Below are 23,568 nucleotides of genomic sequence, written 5' to 3'. Positions count from 1 at the left end.
GATGAGGTGAATCTGAAGATTAAAATTTTCTGTTTAACTTAGAGGGACGACACGTAAAACCTCTTCCAAAGTGGTTACCCCTTCAATAACTTTACGTGCCCCTGCGATACGCAAAGGTTCAATACCTTCTTTCTTGGCCTGTGCTCTTAATTGATTCAGTGTAGCGTTTGCACTGATTTGTGATTTAAGCTCCAAACTCACTGGCATAAACTCATAGATCCCGACACGGCCTTTATAACCCGTCTGACGACACGCTTCACACCCAACCGCTTTATACATCGTCGTAGGCATATCCATCATATAGTCAAAGGTGAGATGTTCCCATTCTTGTTCATTGATGGCGGTTTGCTGTTTACAATGCGGACAAAGGCGACGTACCAAACGTTGTGCCAATACCCCTAAAATTGTTGCTGCAGTAAGAAAGGGCTGGATTCCAAGATCGTGCAAACGAGTCAAACTTGATGGCGCATCATTAGTATGTAACGTAGAAAGGACTAAATGACCTGTTAATGCCGCTTGAATCGCCATATTTGCGGTATCGTGATCACGAATCTCACCGACCATGATAATGTCAGGGTCTTGACGCATTAAGGCGCGAACCCCATCCGCAAAGCCTAATTCAATGTTTGGATTCACCTGCATTTGGTTAAAGCTTGGTTCCAGCATTTCGATCGGATCTTCAATGGTACAAACATTAACCTGTTCGGTTGCCAGTTGTTTTAACGATGAATACAGCGTTGTGGTTTTACCTGAACCTGTCGGGCCTGTCACCAAGATAATGCCATGACTGTGCTGTGTGAGTTGTTGCCAACTCTGCAATAAATGCCCTTCAAAGCCTAACTGCTGGAAACTACGGACCAACACTTCTGGGTCAAAGATACGCATTACTAATTTTTCGCCAAAAGCGGTAGGTAAGGTAGAAAGACGTAATTCTGTTTCTTGCCCTTTTGGTGTACGCGTTTTTAAGCGTCCATCTTGCGGTTTTCGCTTTTCCGCCACATTCATACGGCCCAAGATTTTAATGCGTGAAATTACCGCGGTGAGTGTATTGGCAGGCATGTTATAGATCGTATGCAAAACACCATCTATACGGAAACGTACCTTACCTTTATCTTTCCTTGGCTCCAAATGAATATCACTGGCACTTTGCTCGAATGCAAATTGCAGCACCCAATCCACCAATTTCACAATATGCTGATCATTGGCATCTGGGTTTTGGGTATCGCCTAACTGTAATAAAGCCTCAACCCCTTTATTTTCTCGATCATAAATACTGGCATTTTGCGATGAACTCACGGCCCGACTGACTTGATAATATTCAACCAGATAACGTTGCAGTTGTTCGGGATTGAGCAGCACTTTTTCAATTTTCTTTGGTGCTAAACTCCGCTCCAAGTTGTTGAGCCATTCGGTGGTAAAGGGCTGATCCGTCCCAATCAAAATCCGATCCGCATGCACTTCAACCGCTAAAATATGGTTTCTAACCGCAAACTCTTGTGACATCACACTGGTTAGAGCAGCGACATCTGCTTTGAGCGGATCAATCACAAATAAAGGAATATCTGCTTTTTCAGCCAACCACTGACACAAGCGATTCATCGCTAGTGTAGAACCCTGATTGAGTTGATCTTTTAAATTAAAATTGGCAATCCACTGCAAAGGATGCCATTTCAACTGATCTTTCTGACGATGTGTGGTTTGGATAAGTAACTTATCCCGTTCAGTAATCCGACCATCTTTCAGTAGTTGCTCTAAGCACCACGTCACATCAATTGTAAACGAAAAGTTTGCAAATTTTGCCTGTGCTTGTATCACCGTTAGTTCCCCAAATATATGACTCAATTATTTTTTTAAAGTTTTTAGCTTTGCTCTACAGCCACTACGGTGACAGTCCGGTCATCCACTGTAAAACGAATATTCAATTCTGAAAAACACATCCCATAGACCCGCTCAGCATCATCTTGATACGCAGGTCGTGGATCTAAAGATAACACTTGTTCCAGTTCATCGAATATCTTTTTATTTAAAATCCCATCATTTAATAACTGTTGCTGCTGTGACTGAGCAGTTTCCGTCCACGCTACTATTTTACGTACTGGCTCTTGTTGGGCATAACCACTGACCGAATCTTCAATCGAATCGGAATATTGGATATACGGTTTGATGTCTAAAATCGGTGTGCCATGTAATAAATCACTGCCCATGACATAGAGACGAACGGCTTTAGCCTGCTTTTCAACACGTAGAAAACGTACCACCGACAAGCCGATGGGTGATGGTCGATACATGCTACGTGTCGCAAAAACACCTATTTTCTGATTACCGCCCAGTCGTGGTGGACGCACCTGTGGACGAAATTTAGACATTTGATTCAAAGAGTTATCTTGATTTTTGTTTTCATGAAACTGCCATAGCAGCCACAAATGACTAAAATCTTCAATCCCTTCAAAAGCCAGAATATCGTTATAAGGCTCCGCCATCTCTATATAGGACTCGACTTGTACGAGGTTTGGCTGGCGTGGGATACCAAATTTCTCCCGATAAGGAGAATGCATATGGCCAATGATCGGCATGACTACTGAGTTGCTCATCACTTTTTCTTATAAACACAATTAAATATATTCAGTTTATCGAGAATGATTTTAGATTAGAATAGCGATCTGTTTCTTTTAACTGTGATCGAGACCTTTAATGGCTGCTTTTAACGTTGAACGCATTACTTATGTTCACCACTGGAATGACACGCTTTTCAGTTTTAAAACTACACGCGACACCAGCTTACGTTTTAAAAATGGTCAGTTTGTGATGATCGGCCTTGAAGTGAATGGTAAGCCTTTAATGCGTGCTTATTCGATCGCGAGTGCGAATTATGAAGAAGAACTCGAATTCTTCTCTATTAAAGTACAAGACGGTCCATTAACTTCTATCTTACAAAAAGTACAAGTGGGCGACGAAATCCTGATTTCTAAAAAGCCTACAGGCACTTTAGTACATGACGATTTATTACCAGGTAAAAATTTATACCTTTTATCTTCTGGTACTGGCCTTGCTCCATTCCTTTCTCTACTTCGTGACCCTGAAACTTACGAAAAGTTTGAAAAAGTAATTATGGTTCACGGTACACGTTATGTATCAGAACTTGCTTACCAAGATTTGATCTTAAATGAACTTCCGAACCACGAGTTCTTTGAAGAACTCGGCATCAAAGACAAATTAGTTTACTACCCAACGGTGACACGTGAACCGTTCCACACTCAAGGCCGTGTGACCACAGCCATTGAAACTGGCGAACTTTTTGAAAAAATTGGTTTACCACGTTTTAACCGTGAAACTGACCGTGCCATGCTCTGTGGTAGCCCTGCCTTCCTTAAAGATGTTGCAGCACTGCTTGATGAACATGGTCTGGTTGAATCACCTCGTATGGGCGTGATGGGTGACTATGTGATTGAACGTGCATTTGTTGAAAAATAAATTTTTTCATTAAAAAGGTGCTTTAAGCACCTTTTTTTATAATTAAAAAAGGAAAATCCATTGATGACAACTCAAGATTCAACGATAAATATTGAAGACTATAAAAATATCATGCAGTTTTTTTATGACTTTAATGATGAGAACACTGAAAAACGTAGTCAGGCACTGGTTTGGTTTTATGAAAACTTTGAATTGGTCTTATCATTTTCCCTGTATTTATCCATACAAGCAATAGAAGGTATCAACGAAAGTCAGATTAGCCCTCACATTCATATTTTAGAGCTAAAAGATGATCAGGGTATCTCCCATCCAACCTATGTGATTGCAACTTATGCATTTCAACCCACTGTTGAAATGCAAGAAGCGCTCTCAAACGCTGAGTTTAAATGTATCAATCTTGAACTTGGCAAAATTATTTTCAATATTTTTCCAGCCATACAACAAAAATATGAAAATACCATCATCTCTATTTCATTTCCTAATGATATTCATCAACAGTTCTTTTTAGACCGACAACAGAGTGCATTTATTAGTTTATTTAAGGATGATATTGAGATTTTAAGAAAAATAGCATTTACCGCATTATCAAGCCAAGATTCCAATTTAAGTGAAGAACTCTGGTCACGCCACTTAAATCACCGCCAATTTAGACAGTTCATTTATAGTTTTGGCTTAGAGCACCCCGAAATTGAAAAAATTTGGTGTTGGGGTCTTGGGAATATACTTTACATCACACTTGATTGCCCATCTTCGTGTTTCAAACAATATAAACAGCTATTAACACTGGAGTTATCAGCAGTTATAAAAGATTCTGAACTTTCATTACAAATTTTAGATTTAGATCAATTAGAAAAAAATGAAATACAAGAAAATATATTAGCCGAAGAATTTAGTTTATTTTTCCAAAGAACATGGAATCATTTTTTCTTATTTCGCTGGTGGCGTAATTTTCGAAAAATACCTCTCATTACTGTTAAGGACCAATGATAAAACAGTGTCATCTTTTTATAACTTATAAGGATGACACTGTTATTTAAGCTAAGCTGCTTCTAAATGAATCAAACGTTCAATATAATACCAACACTCTTCGATTTGAGCATGATCCTTATTCACTTTTGCATAAGCGGTCATACCATCTAAAATATTAATATACATTGCAGTCAGCACGTGAGGTTGAAATACTTTAGCCTTTTCAAACAAATCTTCCACCAAAGCCATTAACCACTCTCGATATTCGACAATTGGCCCAATAATTGAGGGATATTGTTGTAGAATTTCTAAAGAAGCTTTTTGGAACATACAGCCATGAAAATCATCTGAATTAAACCAAGACAAATGCCAAAAATACACTGCCTTAATTTTTCCTAAATAATCCTCTTCTGCAATTAAGCTAATTTCATGTTCAATAGCCGCCTGAATACTTTTATTCCTTCGAGACAAGCATTCTTCGATCAAGTTCTCTTTGGATGGAAAGTATTTGTAGAAAGTCATTTTGGCAACACTCGACTCACTAATAATTCGATCCACACCCACAGAGCTGTAGTTATGACGGTTAAAAAGGTCTAGAGCCGTTGCAATAATATCTTCTTTTTTTGACATTTTATTATCCTTGTAGAATTCTATCAAAAAACTTAATGCATTATTTAGACATAGTTTACATGCTGGAAAGTTCTGGCCACTATGTATGTTATGTTATTTTAAGAGCATTATAGAAAAGTCGCATTTTCTTTATTGTTCCTCTTATAGGGTATGTAAAAATCAGTCTACATACAAGATCATTTGTAAAAAAATCTTTCTATTTTTAAAATATTTCTTTTTAACGTGAAGCAATTCACTGTTTGCTTACAGTTAAGTTAATTCATAAACTTTCTTACTATTTTTTAGCCGACTTAATAAATTGATTTCACAAAAAATTCATTTTATATTTAAATCATCCAATAAAAAGATGTTTGGTTGAACTAATAGTTATATTCATAAGCAACCAAAGAAAATCTAAGTAAATAATTGGAAAAGCAATAATATTATTAATTCATCGAGTACAAAACTATGCCTAAAAAATTTGAAAACTTTAACGACCCAAGACAGAAAGCTATTGAAGGAATGAAGAATAGTATTTCTACTGAACAATGGAACAAGAACTTGAACTTTCTGAAACAATTACGTGCAGAAATTTCAAATCACCCTGTTTCACGTCATCCAGCTATTCAACTTCTAAATGACGGTGTTATTGATAAAGAAACCTTAAAACACATTCATTTAGAATATCGCCATGCCATCGTACAAGTATTTACGGATGCATTATTGATGGCACAATTTCAAACCAAGCAACTAGAGCCGCGTTTATTATCAGGTTCTAAAATGTTCCCTCGTTTTTTACTTAATCTTAATATTCTGGATGAATTCGGTTTCCGCCCAGGTTTAGACGAAGAAGGATACTATTCAGGCAACCCTGAATATGCCCATTATCCACTATTTGAAGACGTGTTAAATGACTTTGAACTGAGTCAAGCAGAACGTAATGACTATCAACCGTCGCTCATTTCGCAACGTGTTCGTAGTTATCTGGAAAATGCATTCCATAGCTATCAAGCCGTTTCAGCATTATTGGCTGTGGCCGAAGAAGAAGTAATTTTATTTAGTCCAGCCTTACGTCAGGCAACCAAAGCTGTTGGGTTTGATGTCGACAGCGGTTATTACTATGTACATGGTGTTTCACATGATGCCTCAGCAGAAGCTGCAGATGATGATCATGAGGACGATTTATGGTTCGTGTTGGCGCAAGCTTGTGTTGAATCTGAATATGCGTCGATCCGCCAAATCTGTCTTGAATACTGTGATTTATGGGAACAGTTCTGGGATGAACAAATTGCCTATTATGGAACATTCAAAAAACTGGCTTAATTTCTTTCGCACAACGAGCCATCTTCAACTTTTTAGTTGAAAGATGGCTTTTTTAATGCCTTGGAGAATCTGCAAAGGCATCAATGTTAAAATCTTCTCCTCTGCTATTAAGATGAATTTAACCGAAGTTAGCGACTATTTACGATATAATTCAACTTTCTTTCCCCGCAAACGTTTCGCACATGTTTTCACAATTTGATGTCAACTTATTGGTTCTGCTTGTTTTATTAGGCTGCGGTATCTTTAGTCAAAACACGGCAGTAACGATCGCAGCTGCTTGTCTGATCTTGGTTAAATTGACTCCTCTGAATCAGTTTTTCCCCTATATTCAAAATCATGGTTTGAATATTGGCATTATCATCCTGACCATCGGTGTCCTTGCACCCATCGCAAGCGGCAAAATCAGTGGTGAAAGCATCCTCAAATCATTTATTAGTATTAAGTCATTAGCTGCAATTGCAGTTGGATTATTGGTGGCTTGGCTGGGTGGTCGTGGCGTTAAACTGATGAGTAATCAACCCGATGTGGTTGCAGGGCTTTTGATTGGAACCGTGGCAGGTGTAGCGCTATTGAGAGGTGTTCCTGTTGGTCCACTGATTGCCGCAGGGATATTGTCCTTGCTGATTGGTAAGTCATGAACGGATAAACTAAAAAAGAGAGGCTTCTCGCGCGTTAGTCAATAGGTAGTGGTGCTGCCACTACCTGATAACCAACAATCGCCGCTTACTGTTCATAATATACGGTGCGTAACTTGGAAAACTTTTCTAGCTGCTTAATAAAACCTTCAAAGTAATTCTTTTCCTTATCTTCACTACGATAACCCGCGTAGAGCTTTCGTCTTAAACCTTGTGGCGAAACACAATCTAAACGGCGACTCACCACCCAGCCTTTTTGCTCATACTCATTCACCACCCAGTCAGGCAATGCGGCAATACCACGCCCACTGGCAACCAATTGAATTAGCATCTGGGTCAGATCAGTGGTACGAATATGTTTGGGTTGAATATTGGCAGGAATAAACAAGTGCGCCATGATATCCAAGCGATGTTTATCAACAGGATAAGTGATCAGCGTTTCTTCAGCTAAATCTTCGACTGAAACCTGCTCAGCACGCACCAATGGATGGGTATTGGAAAGTACTAAACGAGATTCATATTCAAAGATCGGGAAGTATTCAATCCCTTTTAGCGCAATTGGGTCAGCCGTAATCAATAAATCAAATTCCGCATTTTGCAATAACTCATGTGGATTCGATTCAAAACCGGCTGCAAAGTCTAGGTCCACATCTGGATATTGCAGGCGATATTGATTGAGTAATGGCATGAGCCAATCAAAGCAGCTATGGCATTCCGATGAGAAAATAATTCGTCCCGTTTGCCCATGTACGATACGGGTAATATCGGTTTGCGCAATTTGTACCTGTGGCAATACATCATCTGCCAGTTTAAGTAAGCGTTCACCTACATTGGAGAAGCTCACCGGACGACTACGACGATTAACCACTTCTACCCCATACCAGTGATCCAATTCTTTTAATTGATGTGAAATTGCAGATGGCGTAAGACATAAATCTGTTGCAGCAGATACCAAGGAACCGTGCTCTCTTAAAGCAATTAAAGTTTTTAAATGACGAAGTTCTAACACGACCACAACCATTATTGAATTTAATTCATCTTAACATGATATTAATTAGTTTGTCTCAACATAGGCTTTATTTCATGATTTACCCATTCACACTCGTTTAAAAACTCAACACACCAATTGCTATTAATACACGGATGCTTTTGGTATTTAAAAATTTTCAGCTTGAGCTGAGAACATTTCATGGAATTGAACTGCCATAAGCATTTAAAACTTTTACAATAGACGATTCACTTTTGCAGACCGCGCTAACGATGACACGACAAAGTCAAAAGACGCTTGAACGTCAAATGCTCAGCCTACCCGAAGGGCACGACAAACTGTTGCTGCATTCATGCTGTGCGCCGTGTTCAGGTGAAGTGATGGAAACCTTGATTGAGTCTGGCATCGACTTTTCGATCTTTTTCTATAATCCAAATATTCACCCTGTGAAAGAATATTTGATTCGTAAAGAGGAAAATATCCGCTTTGCCGAAAAGCATAATATTCCTTTTATCGATTGTGACTACGACACTGACAACTGGTTTGCCCGTGCCAAAGGCATGGAAAATGAGCCTGAAAAAGGCATTCGCTGCACCATGTGCTTTGATATGCGTTTTGAAAGAACAGCGCTATATGCCTATGAACATGGCTTTAGTCTGATCAGTAGTTCACTGGGCATTTCTCGCTGGAAGAATATGCAGCAAATTAATGACTGTGGTCTGCGTGCCGCTGCACATTATCCAAATATTCAATATTGGGATTATAACTGGCGTAAACATGGCGGCGCAGTACGGATGCTAGAGATCAGCAAACGTGAAGAATTTTATCAACAGGAATACTGTGGTTGTGTTTATTCGCTTAGAGATAGTAATCGCTGGCGTATGAGCAATGGTCGTGACCGTATTCAATTGGGTGTGAAATTTTATAGTAATGCAATGGATGATGAGTCAAATCAATAAAATTGACCTCGAAATAAAAGGCTAATTCAGATGAATTAGCCTTTCCGCTTCTTAATTTACAGCAACACTGATGATGCTATAGAACTGATTGCTTGGCTTTTGCTTCGCATCGACTGCTTCGCTAACTTCAATCAGATATTCACCTGCTTGAGCAAAGACTAAATCAGCACTGCCATCTGCGGCAGTCTTTAAGCTAATGCCTTGTTTATCGGTTGCACCTTTAACACGAATGACCACATTAGCATTGGTCAATGCTTGATTGGCTTTCGAAACTTTAATTTTAACGGTTTGATTGGCCTTTAGCTCACGTGGATGGGTTAAAAACTCAACTTGAATCGGTGCTGTGCTTGCCTGCACTGGCGTATTCTTCTCTTTAGATACATAAGTCAAAAATGTCCATTCACGGGTAATTTCAACAGGTGTAAATTTTTTCGCTTTTAAATCTGAAGGAATCACAAAATCACGTTCAGCTTTTGCAGGCGCTTTGTCTGCTGGCATATCAAAGAACATTTTCCATTCTTTTTGATCTTGCACATATTTCAATGGATAACTGACGCTGGTTTTGACCGTATAAGTGCCTGCTTCAGGCAATTTCAAGTCAAATACAGTTGCCGAACTGAGCTTAGAATCTGGCTCAATCGTGGTTTTAGTTTTATTCGGTGCGGTAATCTCAAACTTCGCATCTTTTAATGCATATTCACTTTGCAAAGCTTCTTCTGCATAACCCGAGATAATTGCAACTTGGGTTTGTTCCGTTGTATATGCAAGTGGTGCAACATAGGGTTCATGAGCAAAGCTATAAGCTGAAGCAAGCAACAATGAACTGATCAATAATTTTTTCACTCTCTTTCCACCCTTATAAAAATTCAGCTAAAAAACGTCTGTTTTGCATTATACATAAATGAAAATAATTATCATTCAATTAATCATTTTTTATGCTGTCTCTCCAAATCAGTTGAGATAAAAATTGTGTTCTATTTCACTTTTCTGAATGCGAGTCGAATATAATACGGTGGTACTTTTTAACTCGAAATATTATGTCCTCACCAAGCTCTCCCTTAGATTCCACACCTTCACACAATTATTCCTTATTTCTGGTTATTTTCTCCCTTGCTGTTGGTAGTTTCTGTATTGGCACCACCGAATTTGTGGCCATGGGTTTGATTCAGGAAATCGCCACCGATTTAAATGTCAGTGTGCCGCATGCAGGCTATTTCATCAGCGCCTATGCCCTCGGTGTCATGGTGGGTGCACCAATTATTGCGATTTTAGGTGCAAAAGTACCACGTAAGACGCTTTTACTTAGCCTGATGCTTTTTTATGGCTTGGCCAATGCTGCGACGGCTTTTGCAAGCACACCAGAAGCCATGCTGTTGTCTCGCTTTATTGCAGGTTTTCCACATGGTGCCTACTTCGGCGTAGCAGCCTTAGTTGCGGCTGAACTGGCGGGCAAACAGCGCCGTGCAACTGCGATTGCACAGGTGATGATGGGGCTCACCATTGCCAATGTCATTGGCGTGCCGATTGCCACTTGGCTGGGTCAACAATTTGGCTGGAAATCAGGTTTTGAGTTTTCTGCGGTGATTGCGTTTATTACCCTCATTGGTGTCAGTTTATTTGTTCCCAATATCCCATTGCAGAAAACTGCCAGTATCAAAGCGGAGTTGGCGGGTTTAAAAAATATCAATATGTGGCTGACCCTTGCCGTTGGTGCAATTGGCTTTGGCGGCATGTTTTCGGTGTATAGCTATGTCTCACCAATTCTAACCGAATATACCCATGCTGATATTCGTGTGGTACCTGTAGCGCTCGCAATTTGGGGCATTGGTATGGTGATTGGTGGCTTGGTTGCCGGCTGGTTGGCAGATAAAAATCTATTTAAAACCATTATTGGCATTCTGATCAGTTCGGCACTCGCCTTTGTCGCTGCCAGCTTTATGATGTCTCATCTCTATACCGCAATTGCCGCCTTATTCTTGATTGGCTTTACCGTGATCGGTCTTGGTGGTGCTTTACAGACCCATTTGATGGATATCGCAGGTGATGCACAAACTTTGGCAGCCTCACTGAATCATTCGGCATTTAACTTGGCCAATGCACTTGGCGCGTTCTTGGGCGGATGGGTACTAAGTCATAATATGGGTTGGTTAGCACCGATCTGGGTTGGTTTTGTCTTAAGTTTAGGTGGATTGGCGATTTTATTAATTGCACTGGCTTATGCCAGATATTCACAGAAAAATGAAACTGCTGCATCTTAACGGCAGTTTCACCTACGGGTTTTAATCTATTAATTTTGCAATCTGTCGATCATGCCATTTTGATAAGAATAATAAGGCTGTGATCGACCCAATCAAGGCAAAGAACATATCTGACTGTGTATCCCACTCATCCCCTTGCGTACCCAAAAACTCTTCGGCTCCTTGGCCCAAAGACAATGCAGCGGCCCATTCAATCAATTCATAGCCCGCACTAATCGCCATTACAATACAGATCACAATAAAACTGAGCATTTTGCCTTTGCTTAAAATACGATTTCGAATCAGAATTTCACGCGCAGCTATGGCAGGGACAAAGCCCTGCATAAAATGTCCGATCTTGTCGTATGGATTTCGTTCTAAACCCAACCATTGTGCAATTTCAAAACCCAAAGGCACGCATGCGTAGCTATACGCGCCACCGACAATCAACACAACGGCATGCAAGAAAATAAGTCCATATAACAGAGGGCTGAGCGGAAAAGCTTTATAAGTGGCAAATAATAACGGGACCGCCGATCAATACGGGGATGACTTCAAGCCACCACGTGGTTCGATCAAAAGGCTGAATTCCAGAAATCAGCAGCAAAATGGCTAAAATCGCCGTGCCCAAATACAATAAAGAAATACGCATGATGTTATAAAAGTAGTGATTTATTAAATTCCATCATATAAAAAACCCAAAGGAAGTCCTTCGGGTTTTTGTTATAAAATCAGCAGATTGAATTTTTATTTCACCGCATCTGCCACTTCTTTCAACATCGCCTTCATGCCATCCAAGCCATTATTCATCAAGTACCAGTTACTTGAATCCAAATAGACGATATTGCCATTTTTCGCTGCTTTGGTCTGGTTAATAATCTTGTTATTCAAGACCTGCTTGGCACCTTGCTGATTTTCAGTAATCGCAGCACCACGGTCAATCACAAACAGATAATCAGGATTTTTCTGGGCAATAAACTCATGCGACACCGCCATACCATGCAAGCCGACTTTGATTGAAGGATCTGCTGGAGTAAAACCATAGAGGTCATGGATATTACCGAAGCGTGAACCTGGCCCATAAGCCGCAATTTTGCTGTTATTGACCAGAACCACTAAAGCAGTTTTAGCTTTAGTTTTGGCTTTTAATGCGGCTATATCTTTTTCCAAAGTTTGTAATTGTTGCTCCGCTTCTGGCTTTTTGCCCACCATCTCGGCAATATTCAGGGTTTGCTGCTTAAATGAGTTGAACTGATCGTTATAGTCCACATCAACAAAATAAGTCGGTGCAATCTGTTTAATCTGTGCCACCAGATTTTCCATTCGTCCGCTCATCAAAATCAATTCAGGTTGGCTGGCTGCAATTTTTTCCAGATTTGGTTCTTTGACTGTACCGACATCCAGATATTTACCCTCATTAAAGTCTTGCAGCACTTTTGGCAACGGGGTGCCTTTGGGTAAAGCCACCACTTTGTCATCCGCGCCTAAAGCATGGATGGTATTCAAAGCACTGGTATCCAATACCGCAATTCGAGATAAATTTGCAGGAATCGTGATTTGACCCGCCTTACTTTCGAAGCTATGCGTATCCTGTGCAGCAGCCGTATTTCCTTCCTGTGTTGCAGAAGGTGTGTTGGAATTACCACATGCAGCCAAGACCACACTCAGCATCATGACTGGCAATGTTTTTTTGAAAAGCATAACGAACTCCTAACTAATGAAATACAAACCTAATTTGTGCTGTTGAACCTGTTGAATCGGGATATGAAAATCGAAAATATCCTTGAGAATGCGTTCATCCATCATCTGCTGTGGATGACCTTGATAGACCAATTGCCCTTCTTTCATGGCAATAATGTGATCCGCATACACTGAGGCAAAATTGATGTCATGAATCACTACAATGATCGACTTACCGTGATTTTCAGCCAGATCTTTTAGCACCTTCATAATTTGTGAAGAGTGCTTCATATCCAGATTATTCAAAGGTTCATCCAGCAAAATATAATCGGTGTCTTGTGCCAGAATCATGGCGATATAAGCACGCTGACGTTGACCACCTGACAATTCACTGATTTGACGCTGCCGTAAGGCTTCTAAATCCATATAGGCAATCGAGCGATCAATTACCTTGCGATCTTCTACGGTCAAGCGTCCTTGGGAGTATGGGAAACGACCAAATGCCACCAGATCCTCAATACTGAGCCTTAGCTCGGTATGGTTGGATTGTTTTAAGATGGCCAGCTTTTTCGCAATTTCAGCGCTTTTCATCTGCTGTAAGTCTTGCCCATCCAGCAACACTTGCCCCTGATCTGCCTCGATTAAGCGACTCATCATCGAAAGTACCGTACTTTTGCCCGCACCATTCGGGCCAATGAACGCCGTAAACTGTCCTTTGGCAATACTTAGTGAAAGCTCATGTACCACCTGCTGTTGCTGATAGCTTTTGCTTAAATTTTTTAGCTCTATTGCCATTTTTTATTTTCCTTCAGTAATATCCAGAAGAAATAAATTCCACCGACAAAATTAATGATCACACTCAACGTGGTTTTGAAATTCAATAGATGCAATACGATGAACTGCCCGATCATCAAACATAGGATGCTGACCAGAATAATGCCGAGTAATAAGATGTGATGCTGATGAGTCTTGAACAACTCGAGGGTAATGTTGAGTACCAACAAGCCAAGGAACATCATCGGGCCTGCCAAAGCAGTTGCTGAAGCCAGCGCCAAGACCACCAGAATCAATAACACGCGACTGGTCTTGTCATAATCCAGACCCAAATTTAGAGCATGATCGCGTCCCAACGCCATCACATCCAGCTTGTGATAGTGCTTTAAGCTATAAAACAGAATCGGCACAATAGTCAGCAAAGACAGTCCAACCGTTTCCATTTTCACCACATTAAAACTGGCAAAACCGGCATAGGCTGCAATCTGAAATTCATCAGGATCGAGCAAGACCTGAAAGAATGTGGTCATATTGTCGAATAAAGTCGAACAGATCAGCCCCACCAACAACAGAAAATAAATATTTTGCTGTGCAACTTTTTGGAAAATAAACCGATATAGCAACAAGGCAAACGTGACCATGAGCAGCAAACTGATCAAATAATCGGTAACAAAGTTGAGTGACAGTAAAGTGCTCGCACCAAAGAAATAGATAATCGCTGTCTTGGACAATTCATATAATTTATCCAACCCTAAAGCCTGCGGTGTCACCACTCGGTTATTCACAATGGTATGAAAGACCAAAGTTGAAACACCAACGGCGACGCCAGCGACGATGATGGCAGCAACGGTTTTTAAACGCAGACCGAGAGCATATTGCCATGCCATCCCTAAATTCCAACCCAGATATAAGGCAATGCTCAGCAGCATCAAGAGGGCTAAAACAATCAGTTTGGTTTTATGAGGCATAGCGATATCTCCTGAGCAATAACCACAGGAAAATCACACTGCCGACAACACCCATAATCAAACTCACTGAGACCTCATAGGGATAAATCACCACCCTGCCAAAAACATCACAAAGCAATACCAGCAAAGCACCGAGGAGCGCCGTATGTGATAAGGTTCGGCGGATATTGTCGCCTAGATATAAGCTGACCAAATTCGGTACGATTAGTCCAAGAAAAGGAATTGCACCAACGGTCACAATCACTACGCCTGTAATCACCGAAACAAGTAGCAAGCCCAAAAATAAGGTCTGTTTATAATTCAGCCCTAAATTGGTGGCAAAATCCTGTCCTAAGCCTGCCAAGACAAAACGATTGGCAAAGACATAGATCAGGATCAATACAGGCACACTGAGGTAGATCAGCTCATACTGACCATTTAAAATGGTGGAAAAATCACCTTGCAACCAACCTGCCAAGTTTTGTAATAGATCCATTTGCAAGGCAATAAAGGTGGTAAAGGCCGAGATAATACTGCCGAAAATCATGCCCACCAGTGGAACAAAGACCGTATCTCGATGCTTGAGGGTCGCCAAAATGCTCATAAAGGCCATTGCACCCATCAGTGTCACGGCAATCGCAAAGCCTGTTTTGACAAAGATTGAAGCACTCGGCAGCAAGATAATCGAAACCAAGACGCCTAAACGGGCACAATCATACAAACCAGCAGTGGTTGGAGAAACAAAACGGTTGCGGCTAAGGGATTGCATAATCAAGCCACAGACACTCAGGCCCGCACCTGCCACAATAATTGCCATGAGACGCGGTAAACGACTGGTCCAGAACAATTGCCATTCATGAGGATTACCAGCCCACAAACCCGCAAGACTCATCTCACCGACACCAACAAATAAGGAAATAAATGCCAATGGAAGCAATAATAAAATCAGATAACGCCGCTTAATCATGTTGGGAGAACTTCATAGGATGCGCAAACTTAAAATAAGCTTAAAAAATACAAAATAGATAACAAGAAATTATCACAAATGATAAAGATTATTGTTAACTTTTTTAAATGAAATATCATCGATGTGAAGTACCACTGAATCAACAGAACTTTTAATTTTTAATAAAAAAGCCCTAAGGCTCAGTGTTACCGAGCTTTAGAGCCAAATTAAGTATTATTTAATCAGAATAAATAACTGAGTATTAGGCGCTTATGCTGAAGCCTTAAGCTACATTTTTATAATAAATTTCAAGTTATTCAGGAAGTTTTTCGCCACAATGTGGGCAGTAACGGCACAGCTTCTTTTCCTGCTCCTGATCTTCAAGCAACTTTTCTCTGACCAGTTGCATAATAATTTCATGGGTCTGCTCTTTGGGTAAACCGACCTTTTTGCGAATCCGTTCAATTTCCACTTGATCATGCAGCAGGTCTAAACCTTTGGCCTGTAGTACTTCCCGAAACTCTTGCTCCAATCGCTGATTACGCATATTCAATTCATTGGCAAGACCAGAAGCCAAAATACCCGCTGGTAAAGCGGCAATACCTACCCCGAGAATGGTAATAAATGCACCGAGTATCCGCCCCAAGTTAGTCACAGGGGTCACATCGCCATAACCAACTGTAGTTAAGGTAACCACTGCCCACCACATCGATTGCGGTATTGAGCTAAACGCCTCAGGCTGGGCTTTATTCTCAACCACATAAATCGCAGAAGCCGTCATCACGATCATAATCACCAAGATAAAAATAACCGCTTGGAATGAGCCTTTTTCGCGTTGAATCACGCGCAATAAAATTTGCAGCGAAACAAAATAACGGGTTAGCTTGAGTAAACGAACCAAACGTAAGACGCGTAAGAAACGCAAATCAATCGGAACAATGAAATTGAGATAAGCAGGCAAAATCGCCAATAGGTCGATAATTGCCCCACCACTTTTCATCCAACGAATCCGTTGTTTCCAAGCAGCCTCTTGCGGCTCTTCCTCAACAATACTCCAGAGCCTAAGCAGGTATTCACCACTAAAAATCATGATCGAGAGATTTTCAAAGATATCGAAATAAGGCTTGTATAGTTGATAAAATTCGTTGACGGACTCCAACAAAACCGCAGCCACGTTGCCAATAATCAAGGCAATCAATAGATAGTTTAGGCAGGTACTTACCGTACTTTTATAGTCATCATTGTGCAGATTGTCATAAACAAAACGTCTTAATTGCTGCCATGAAAATTGAGTCATACCATACTTATTGTTTAATCAAGCAAGCCAAAAATGTAGCACGTTGCTCTCGTATTTAATAAGGGATTTTAAGCTGAAGCTCTATTTTCTCGTTTAAAACAAAAGCATTCACCAATTGATTGGTCTATATCACGCTGTTTCAACAAAACTTTCTTTGCAGTTTGGCGCTTGCTTCAACGATAATAAAAGCTTAGTGGTTATTTTCTTTAACGATTCATTCATAAAGAACTATAAATTTTATTAAACCCGTACAACAAGGGGAAATTACATGGGATTTAAAGCTCTCCCGACGCTGATCTCTTTATTTATTGCATTATTGATCTGGTTCGTCATTCCTGTACCGACTGGTGTTGATCCTGATGCATGGCATTTATTGGCAATGTTTGTTGGTGTGATTGCCGCCATTATCGGTAAAGCCATGCCGATTGGTGCAATTGCGATTATTGCCATTACTTTAGTCGCCGTGACAGGTGTGACTAATGACACTCCAAGTGGTGCCATTCAAGATGCCCTCAGCAGTTTTGCCAGCCCACTGATCTGGTTGATTGGTATTTCAATTATGATCTCCAAAGGTTTGCAAAAAACTGGATTGGGTGCACGCTTAGGCTATTTATTTATCGCCGTTTGGGGCAAGAAAACCATTGGTATCGGTTATAGCATGGTGCTGTCTGAACTGATTCTTGCACCTGTGACCCCAAGTAATACCGCACGTGGTGGCGGGATTATTCACCCGATTGTCCGTGCAATCTCCACCAGTTATGACTCCGATCCTGCCAAAGGCACCGAAGGTCGTATGGGGAAATACTTAGCTTTAGTGAACTACCAAGCCAACCCGATTACTTCTGCCATGTTTATTACCGCAACTGCCCCTAACCCACTGGTGGTTGATCTGGTGGCGAAAGCAACCAACAGTCAGATTTCCTTGAGTTGGAGTACATGGGCGCTGGCGATGTTATTACCAGGTTTAATAGCCTTGATCATCATGCCATTGATCATGTATTGGATGTATCCACCTGAAGTGAAAGAAACTCCGAATGCGGCTCAATTTGCCAAAACCAAGTTAAAAGAAATGGGCCCTGTCAGCAAAAATGAAATCATTATGCTGGGGGTATTTGGGATTTTACTGCTGTTATGGGCTGGTATCCCTGCCATGATTTTTGGCTCAGCTTGGGCGGTTGATCCCACCACGACAGCCTTTATTGGTTTAGGCTTGCTGCTGATTACGGGTGTACTGACTTGGGAAGATATCCTGACGCAAAAAAGCGCATGGGATACCATCACTTGGTTTGCGGCCTTGGTGATGATGGCGACTTATTTAAATAAGCTCGGTTTAATCACGTGGTTCTCAGGTGTGTTAGAAACAGGGATTGGTCATTTAGGACTCAGCTGGATGCCTGCCTGTTTATTGTTAATACTTGCCTATCTGTATGCACATTATATGTTTGCCAGTACCACCGCACATATCACCGCCATGTTTGCAGCCTTTTATACGGCTGGACTTGCATTAGGTGCGCCACCGATGTTATTTGCCTTAATGATGGCAGCGGCTTCGAGCATCATGATGACCTTAACCCATTATGCAACGGGCACATCGCCTGTGGTATTCGGTTCAGGTTACACCACACTGGGTGAATGGTGGAAAGCGGGCTTTGTCATGAGTGTCGTCAATATCATCATCTTTGTGGTGATTGGCGGACTTTGGTGGAAAGTGTTGGGTTATTGGTAGGATGATTTAGTTTAAAAAAAGCCCCTTACGAAGGGGCTTTTTCATGTAACTAATTTGAAGGGTACTAGAATTATAAACCTATACAGCGAATAAAATGATATCAGCGTCATTAATCAGGCTTGATATCATAAACCCAGTTTCGTGCTTGTTGATCCGTCGTCGTTTCGCAGACGTAGTAATCTTGATGCCACGAGTCTTGATGGAAGATTTCCTTTTTGTGGTAGCTGACTTGTTTGCCATTTTCGACACAGATAAAACTGTCACCTTGATCTTTCACAGCTGAACCGTTAAGGAATCCACCAATACATAAGAAGCGGGATTGTTTCGCCATTTAATTGAATCAACTTTTTAAATCACTCATTTTCGAATGATTAAACGATGGATGATTTAAACTGTAAAGACAAAATTACGAGACCATATCAATTAAAACTATGAGATCGGCATCGTGGCATAATCTATAAGCTTAAATTTCTCTAACCACACGGAAACCCCACATGGTTGAACGTGCCTGAGACGAATAATAGGCATTACGGTAAGCCGTTCGCACATTATGTACGTTATAGATCCATGCACCACCACGCAATACAGGGAAATTACATAGACCATTATTTTCTGCACCCCAACGTACTGCTGTTGCAGGCGCACCTTGATAATTGGCATGCCAACAATCATCTACCCATTCACGCGCATTGGCGAGTACATCATATAAACCAAAAGCATTCGGTAAAAATGAGCCCACAGGTGCGGTATATGCATAACCATCGTTACAGTTAAATGCCCGCCATGTGGCTGTATTGGTTTCTGTGGTCGTCGTGCTGACATCTAAAACATTGGCATACTTGCAGGCTTGATCACGCTCAGGGTCATTGCCCCAATAGAATGCAGTTGATGTCCCCGCCCGTGCTGCATATTCCCATTCAGCCTCAGTAGGCAAACGATAGGTTTTTCCTGTTTTTTCAGATAACCATGCTGCAAAAGCCTGACCATCTTCACGACGTACACACACAACGGGATCTTGAGCCGTTTGTGTAAACCCTGGATTACTCGGAGTTAAGTCATTGCGATACCACATATTGAACTCACCGTCTCGTGTTTCCCAACTTCGACATCCTTGCACTTCCCAGCCTGTTTCTTTCTGGAATTGCTGAAATTGAGCGACCGTGGTTTCATGCGAGGCCATTGCAAATGGTTGTGTAACATTGACTTGATGTTGAGGTAGTTCATAGGGTCTTGCCTGAGCTGGCACGCCCTCTCGCTCCTGCTCTTCCAATGTGCCACCCATTAGATAGCTTCCAGCGGGAATTACCGTCAACTCAGGACAAAAGCCATCTGAACAATCTTTAAATTTGAATGCTGCAACGGTGCCTGTATTAACCTCTACATTGGTTAAACGTGCGGGTTGAATTGATACATTCATTTGTGGCGGTTTACTGAGCTGTTTTGTTAATAAATCAATCGTTCCCTGCCATTCATTCAGCATTTCACGCAGCATTGCAGGACGTTCCATACTCACGCCCGTACCGTCATAATCTGGAGCATTACAACGTTCACGGATAAAAGTGGCCTCAGAACCCAACTGAGTGAGCTTAGGCAACATACGCTGATCAATAAAAGCGGCTAAATTGTTCTGCTGCGTGGTTAATGACGCTCTTAAATCTTGCAAGGCGGTTAATGCTTTATGATTTTGTTCTATCGCATCTCGATATACCGCATCACATTGGTCATTTTTCCAAACAAGGTGCTGACTTAAAGCGGTTAAGGCCATTGTTGTTGTTTGCAGCTTAATGTCAGAATTTAATTTCTTCTTATCATCATCATTACAGGCTACCAATAGGCACCCTGCGAGCACAATTCCTGCTGCTTTAGCATAAGCTTTGGCTAAAGTTTCCATCATCAAACTCCTTTTTATATGATTGAATAAAACCCTGTATGTTTACGCTAAACACAGTAGACACTAAGCTTGAGCATAAACAGCAAAGTTTATTGTTCATGAATAATTAAAATGTATTGATGATTTAATTAGCATAGAAAAGAAGCAAATTCGAAATTGCTCAAGAAAAAACACAGATTAAAGTTATTCTGAAAAGTAAATCTTCATTTTTAATACATTGATTTTGCCTAAATTGTTAAGTCACATCTGGCATCACGATCAGGCACAGCATAAAAAAAATAAGGGCTGATGACTCAGCCCTTATTTTTAGCTTTTTTGCTTTAGCGCTAGGGAAAAGCCTTGTCGGCTTTTCTTAATCCTAGCTCATTAAGTCAATTGAGCAGCTTGGATTTTCTTGGTATCAACTTGATCAGCTTCTTTTGTATATTCGCTCATCTTGTCGAAGTTCAAGTATTTGTAGATGTCAGCAGAAGCGCTGTCGATTTGTGACGCGTACTGTTGATATTCTTCTGGGCTTGGTAATTTACCAAGAACCGCAGCGACAGATGCAAGCTCAGCAGAAGCTAAGTAAACGTTTGCACCTTGACCTAAACGGTTCGGGAAGTTACGAGTAGAAGTCGATACACATGTTGTATTCGGTGCTACACGTGCTTGGTTACCCATACACAATGAACAGCCTGGCATCTCTGTACGCGCACCAGCACGGCCATAAATGTTATACAAGCCTTCTTCCATCAATTGATGCTCGTCCATACGAGTTGGTGGAGCCAACCATAAACGAGTAGACAATGAACCACCAGGTACTTTGTCAAGTAACTGACCCGCTGCACGGAAGTGACCGATGTTAGTCATACAAGAACCGATGAATACTTCATCAATCTTGTCGCCTTGAACATCAGAAAGAAGTTTCGCGTCATCTGGATCGTTCGGGCAGCAAAGAATTGGTTCTTTGATGTCAGCAAGATCGATTTCGTAAACTTTTAAGTATTCTGCATCAGCATCTGCTTTCAACAAGCTTGGGTTATCTAACCACTTCTGCATGTTTTCAGCACGACGCGCCATAGTACGCGCATCGCCATAACCTTCTGCAATCATCCACTTCAACATGGTGATGTTAGAACGTAAGTATTCAGCAACTTTCTCTTCAGAAAGTGTGATTGAACAACCAGCAGCAGAACGCTCAGCAGATGCATCAGAAAGTTCGAATGCTTGCTCAACAGTCAAGTCATTTTCCATTTCTGATAAATCGATCTCAAGGATACGACCAGAGAAGATGTTTTTCTTACCTTTCTTCTCAACAGTTAAGTCACCCGCTTGAATTGCGTAGTAAGGAATTGCATGTACTAGGTCACGTAAAGTGATACCAGGTTGCATTTTACCTTTGAACTTAACCAGTACAGACTCAGGCATATCAAGTGGCATAACGCCAGTTGCAGCTGCGAATGCAACAAGACCAGAACCCGCGGGGAAAGAAATACCGATTGGGAAACGTGTATGTGAGTCACCACCAGTACCAACAGTATCTGGAAGTAACATACGGTTTAACCAAGAGTGGATAATACCGTCACCTGGACGTAAAGATACACCACCACGGTTCATAATGAAGTCAGGTAATGTATGGTGAGTTGTTACGTCAACTGGTTTTGGATACGCAGCAGTGTGACAGAAAGACTGCATCACTAAGTCAGCTGAGAAGCCCAAGCACGCCAAGTCTTTTAACTCATCACGCGTCATCGGACCTGTTGTATCTTGAGAACCAACAGTGGTCATCTTCGGTTCACAGTAAGTACCCGGACGGATACCTTGGCCTTCAGCTAAACCACATGCACGACCAACCATTTTCTGCGCTTGTGTAAAGCCTTTGCCAGTGTCAGCAGGTTGTACTGGTGTACGGAACAATGCTGATGGTGCAAGACCTAATTCTTCACGCGCTTTTGCAGTCAAACCACGACCGATGATCAAGTTAATACGACCACCAGCACGTACTTCGTCTAAAAGTACAGGCGTTTTAAGCTCAGCTTCTGCAATTTGTGCACCGTCTTTGAATGCAGTTACTTTTGCAGCAGCGTGATCAATTTTCAATACAACTTCGTCGCCCATGTTCATGTTGGCAACGTCGATTTCTACAGGTAATGCACCTGCATCTTCCATTGTGTTGAAGAAAATTGGCGCGATCTTAGTACCTAAGCACACACCACCATCTTTTTTGTTTGGAATGTGTGGAAGTTCGTCACCGAAGAACCAAAGTACAGAGTTCGTTGCAGATTTACGAGAAGAACCAGTACCAACAACGTCACCCACGTAAGCAACTTGGTTGCCTTTCGCGATCAATTCTTTGATTTGGTTTAATGGACCAACTTCACCTGGTTTTTCAGGGTTGATACCATCACGCTCGTTTTTCAACATTGCATTTGCGTGTAATGGGATGTCTGGACGGCTCCAAGCGTCTTGCGCTGGAGACAAGTCATCCGTATTGGTCTCGCCTGTTACTTTGAACACAGTGATTTTGATTTCTTCTGGAACGTCAGCACGGCTTGTGAACCATTCTGCATCAGCCCAAGATTGTAATACTGCTTTAGCAGCAGCATTGCCTGCTTTTGCTTTGTCAGCTACGTCATGGAACGCATCAAATACAAGCAGTGTTTTCTTTAACGCTTCAGCCGCTAATTCAGCAAGCTCAGCATTGTCTAGAAGTTCAACAAGTGGTGCTACGTTATAACCACCAAGCATTGTACCTAGTAAGTAAACGGCACGTTCTTTAGATACGAGTGGAGAGGTTGCTTCGCCTTTTGCAACAGCAGCTAAGAAAGCAGCTTTTACATATGCAGCTTGGTCAACACCTGCTGGAACACGATTTTCTAGTAAATCTACTAAATAAGCTTCTTCACCTGCTGGTGGATTTTTTAATAAGGCTACGAGTTCAGCTGTTTGAGCATCATCAAGTGGCTTCGGTGGGACTCCGAGTGCGGCACGTTCTTCAACGTGTTGGCGGTAAGCTTCTAGCACAGTGTTATTCCTCTTTTCTAAAAAATTACTTGTAAGTTCCAGCTTGCTACAAGCTTTACAAGTAATGTGGACAAGTAAAATTTTACTAGACTTCGCGTTAAATGTTAATG

20 protein-coding genes and 1 pseudogene are annotated in these 23,568 nt (G+C 41.3%); 7 read left to right on the top strand and 14 right to left on the bottom strand.

The features are described 5' to 3' along the window. Positions 1-33: 33 nt before the first annotated feature. Together V6E90_RS05095 and tsaA are read right to left on the bottom strand one after the other, a co-directional pair. Positions 34-1,812 carry a GspE/PulE family protein gene (locus tag V6E90_RS05095; RefSeq protein ID WP_032860413.1) on the bottom strand — a complete coding sequence of 593 codons (1,779 nt, stop codon included), beginning with the start codon at positions 1,810-1,812 and terminating at the stop codon, positions 34-36. Positions 1,813-1,859: 47 nt separating this feature from the next. Then, the gene (gene tsaA / locus V6E90_RS05090; protein ID WP_332604700.1) at positions 1,860-2,591 is read right to left on the bottom strand and encodes a tRNA (N6-threonylcarbamoyladenosine(37)-N6)-methyltransferase TrmO; all 732 of its coding nucleotides are present in this window, start codon (positions 2,589-2,591) and stop codon (positions 1,860-1,862) included. Positions 2,592-2,691: 100 nt separating this feature from the next. Here tsaA and V6E90_RS05085 point away from each other — a divergent pair, with 100 nt between their 5' ends. Together V6E90_RS05085 and V6E90_RS05080 are read left to right on the top strand one after the other, a co-directional pair. After that, entirely contained in the window at positions 2,692-3,471 is a 780-nt protein-coding gene (locus V6E90_RS05085) for a ferredoxin--NADP reductase (protein ID WP_332604699.1), read from the top strand. A 63-nt stretch (positions 3,472-3,534) separates the two neighbouring features. Next, positions 3,535-4,458 (top strand): hypothetical protein, encoded by a 924-nt coding sequence (locus V6E90_RS05080; protein ID WP_332604698.1) that lies wholly within the window; start codon positions 3,535-3,537, stop codon positions 4,456-4,458. Between the two features lie 51 nt (positions 4,459-4,509). Here the strand turns inward: V6E90_RS05080 and V6E90_RS05075 are convergent, their stop codons facing one another. Next, positions 4,510-5,070 (bottom strand): TetR/AcrR family transcriptional regulator, encoded by a 561-nt coding sequence (locus V6E90_RS05075; RefSeq protein ID WP_332604697.1) that lies wholly within the window; start codon positions 5,068-5,070, stop codon positions 4,510-4,512. A 447-nt stretch (positions 5,071-5,517) separates the two neighbouring features. Between V6E90_RS05075 and V6E90_RS05070 the strand changes: the two genes are divergently transcribed. After that, positions 5,518-6,372 (top strand): hypothetical protein, encoded by an 855-nt coding sequence (locus V6E90_RS05070; RefSeq protein WP_016539840.1) that lies wholly within the window; start codon positions 5,518-5,520, stop codon positions 6,370-6,372. A gap of 182 nt (positions 6,373-6,554) precedes the next feature. Next, complete coding sequence (locus V6E90_RS05065; protein WP_004653942.1) at positions 6,555-7,010, top strand: DUF441 domain-containing protein; 456 nt, start codon at positions 6,555-6,557, stop codon at positions 7,008-7,010. An 85-nt stretch (positions 7,011-7,095) separates the two neighbouring features. Here V6E90_RS05065 and V6E90_RS05060 read toward each other — a convergent pair whose 3' ends face one another. Beyond that, the gene (locus V6E90_RS05060) at positions 7,096-8,016 is read right to left on the bottom strand and encodes a LysR family transcriptional regulator (protein ID WP_167539922.1); all 921 of its coding nucleotides are present in this window, start codon (positions 8,014-8,016) and stop codon (positions 7,096-7,098) included. A gap of 251 nt (positions 8,017-8,267) precedes the next feature. Here V6E90_RS05060 and V6E90_RS05055 point away from each other — a divergent pair, with 251 nt between their 5' ends. Beyond that, positions 8,268-8,954, top strand: a complete 687-nt coding sequence (locus V6E90_RS05055; RefSeq protein ID WP_065342166.1) for an epoxyqueuosine reductase QueH — start codon at positions 8,268-8,270, stop codon at positions 8,952-8,954. A 51-nt stretch (positions 8,955-9,005) separates the two neighbouring features. On the opposite strand, the gene V6E90_RS05050 is transcribed toward V6E90_RS05055, so the two are convergent. Beyond that, positions 9,006-9,797, bottom strand: a complete 792-nt coding sequence (locus V6E90_RS05050; RefSeq protein ID WP_332604696.1) for a DUF4198 domain-containing protein — start codon at positions 9,795-9,797, stop codon at positions 9,006-9,008. 194 nt (positions 9,798-9,991) lie between these two features. Here V6E90_RS05050 and V6E90_RS05045 point away from each other — a divergent pair, with 194 nt between their 5' ends. Continuing rightward, positions 9,992-11,212: an MFS transporter gene (locus V6E90_RS05045; protein WP_332604695.1), complete on the top strand. Its 1,221-nt coding sequence runs from the start codon at positions 9,992-9,994 to the stop codon at positions 11,210-11,212. A gap of 21 nt (positions 11,213-11,233) precedes the next feature. On the opposite strand, the pseudogene V6E90_RS05040 reads toward V6E90_RS05045, so the two are convergent. From V6E90_RS05040 to V6E90_RS05015, 6 genes and pseudogenes are all read right to left on the bottom strand, one after another. Then, positions 11,234-11,843, bottom strand: a pseudogene (locus V6E90_RS05040) (DUF2238 domain-containing protein). A 95-nt stretch (positions 11,844-11,938) separates the two neighbouring features. Beyond that, on the bottom strand, positions 11,939-12,892 hold the full coding sequence (locus V6E90_RS05035) for a siderophore ABC transporter substrate-binding protein (RefSeq protein ID WP_016539834.1): 954 nt from the start codon (positions 12,890-12,892) through the stop codon (positions 11,939-11,941). Between the two features lie 9 nt (positions 12,893-12,901). Continuing rightward, positions 12,902-13,666: an iron ABC transporter ATP-binding protein gene (locus V6E90_RS05030; RefSeq protein ID WP_332604694.1), complete on the bottom strand. Its 765-nt coding sequence runs from the start codon at positions 13,664-13,666 to the stop codon at positions 12,902-12,904. Continuing rightward, complete coding sequence (locus tag V6E90_RS05025) at positions 13,657-14,613, bottom strand: iron chelate uptake ABC transporter family permease subunit (RefSeq protein ID WP_332604693.1); 957 nt, start codon at positions 14,611-14,613, stop codon at positions 13,657-13,659. The genes V6E90_RS05030 and V6E90_RS05025 overlap by 10 nt, the downstream gene beginning before the upstream one ends. Further along, positions 14,603-15,559: an ABC transporter permease gene (locus V6E90_RS05020; protein WP_332604692.1), complete on the bottom strand. Its 957-nt coding sequence runs from the start codon at positions 15,557-15,559 to the stop codon at positions 14,603-14,605. The genes V6E90_RS05025 and V6E90_RS05020 overlap by 11 nt, the downstream gene beginning before the upstream one ends. Positions 15,560-15,851: 292 nt before the next feature. Further along, positions 15,852-16,835 (bottom strand): ion transporter, encoded by a 984-nt coding sequence (locus tag V6E90_RS05015; protein WP_332604691.1) that lies wholly within the window; start codon positions 16,833-16,835, stop codon positions 15,852-15,854. Positions 16,836-17,103: 268 nt separating this feature from the next. On the opposite strand from V6E90_RS05015, the gene V6E90_RS05010 reads away from it, so the two are divergent. Then, entirely contained in the window at positions 17,104-18,561 is a 1,458-nt protein-coding gene (locus V6E90_RS05010) for a DASS family sodium-coupled anion symporter (RefSeq protein WP_332604690.1), read from the top strand. Positions 18,562-18,670: 109 nt separating this feature from the next. Here V6E90_RS05010 and V6E90_RS05005 read toward each other — a convergent pair whose 3' ends face one another. From V6E90_RS05005 to V6E90_RS04995, 3 genes are all read right to left on the bottom strand, one after another. Continuing rightward, the gene (locus tag V6E90_RS05005) at positions 18,671-18,892 is read right to left on the bottom strand and encodes a hypothetical protein (RefSeq protein ID WP_004806481.1); all 222 of its coding nucleotides are present in this window, start codon (positions 18,890-18,892) and stop codon (positions 18,671-18,673) included. 132 nt (positions 18,893-19,024) lie between these two features. Next, positions 19,025-20,452 (bottom strand): formylglycine-generating enzyme family protein, encoded by a 1,428-nt coding sequence (locus tag V6E90_RS05000; RefSeq protein WP_332605073.1) that lies wholly within the window; start codon positions 20,450-20,452, stop codon positions 19,025-19,027. 366 nt (positions 20,453-20,818) lie between these two features. Beyond that, complete coding sequence (locus V6E90_RS04995; protein ID WP_332604689.1) at positions 20,819-23,458, bottom strand: bifunctional aconitate hydratase 2/2-methylisocitrate dehydratase; 2,640 nt, start codon at positions 23,456-23,458, stop codon at positions 20,819-20,821. Between the last annotated feature and the right edge of the window lie 110 nt (positions 23,459-23,568).

Origin of the sequence: Acinetobacter sp. ESBL14, assembly GCF_036668815.1 — a bacterium.
GTDB lineage: Bacteria > Pseudomonadota > Gammaproteobacteria > Pseudomonadales > Moraxellaceae > Acinetobacter > Acinetobacter gyllenbergii.
This window is presented reverse-complemented; position numbering and strand designations above follow the sequence as displayed.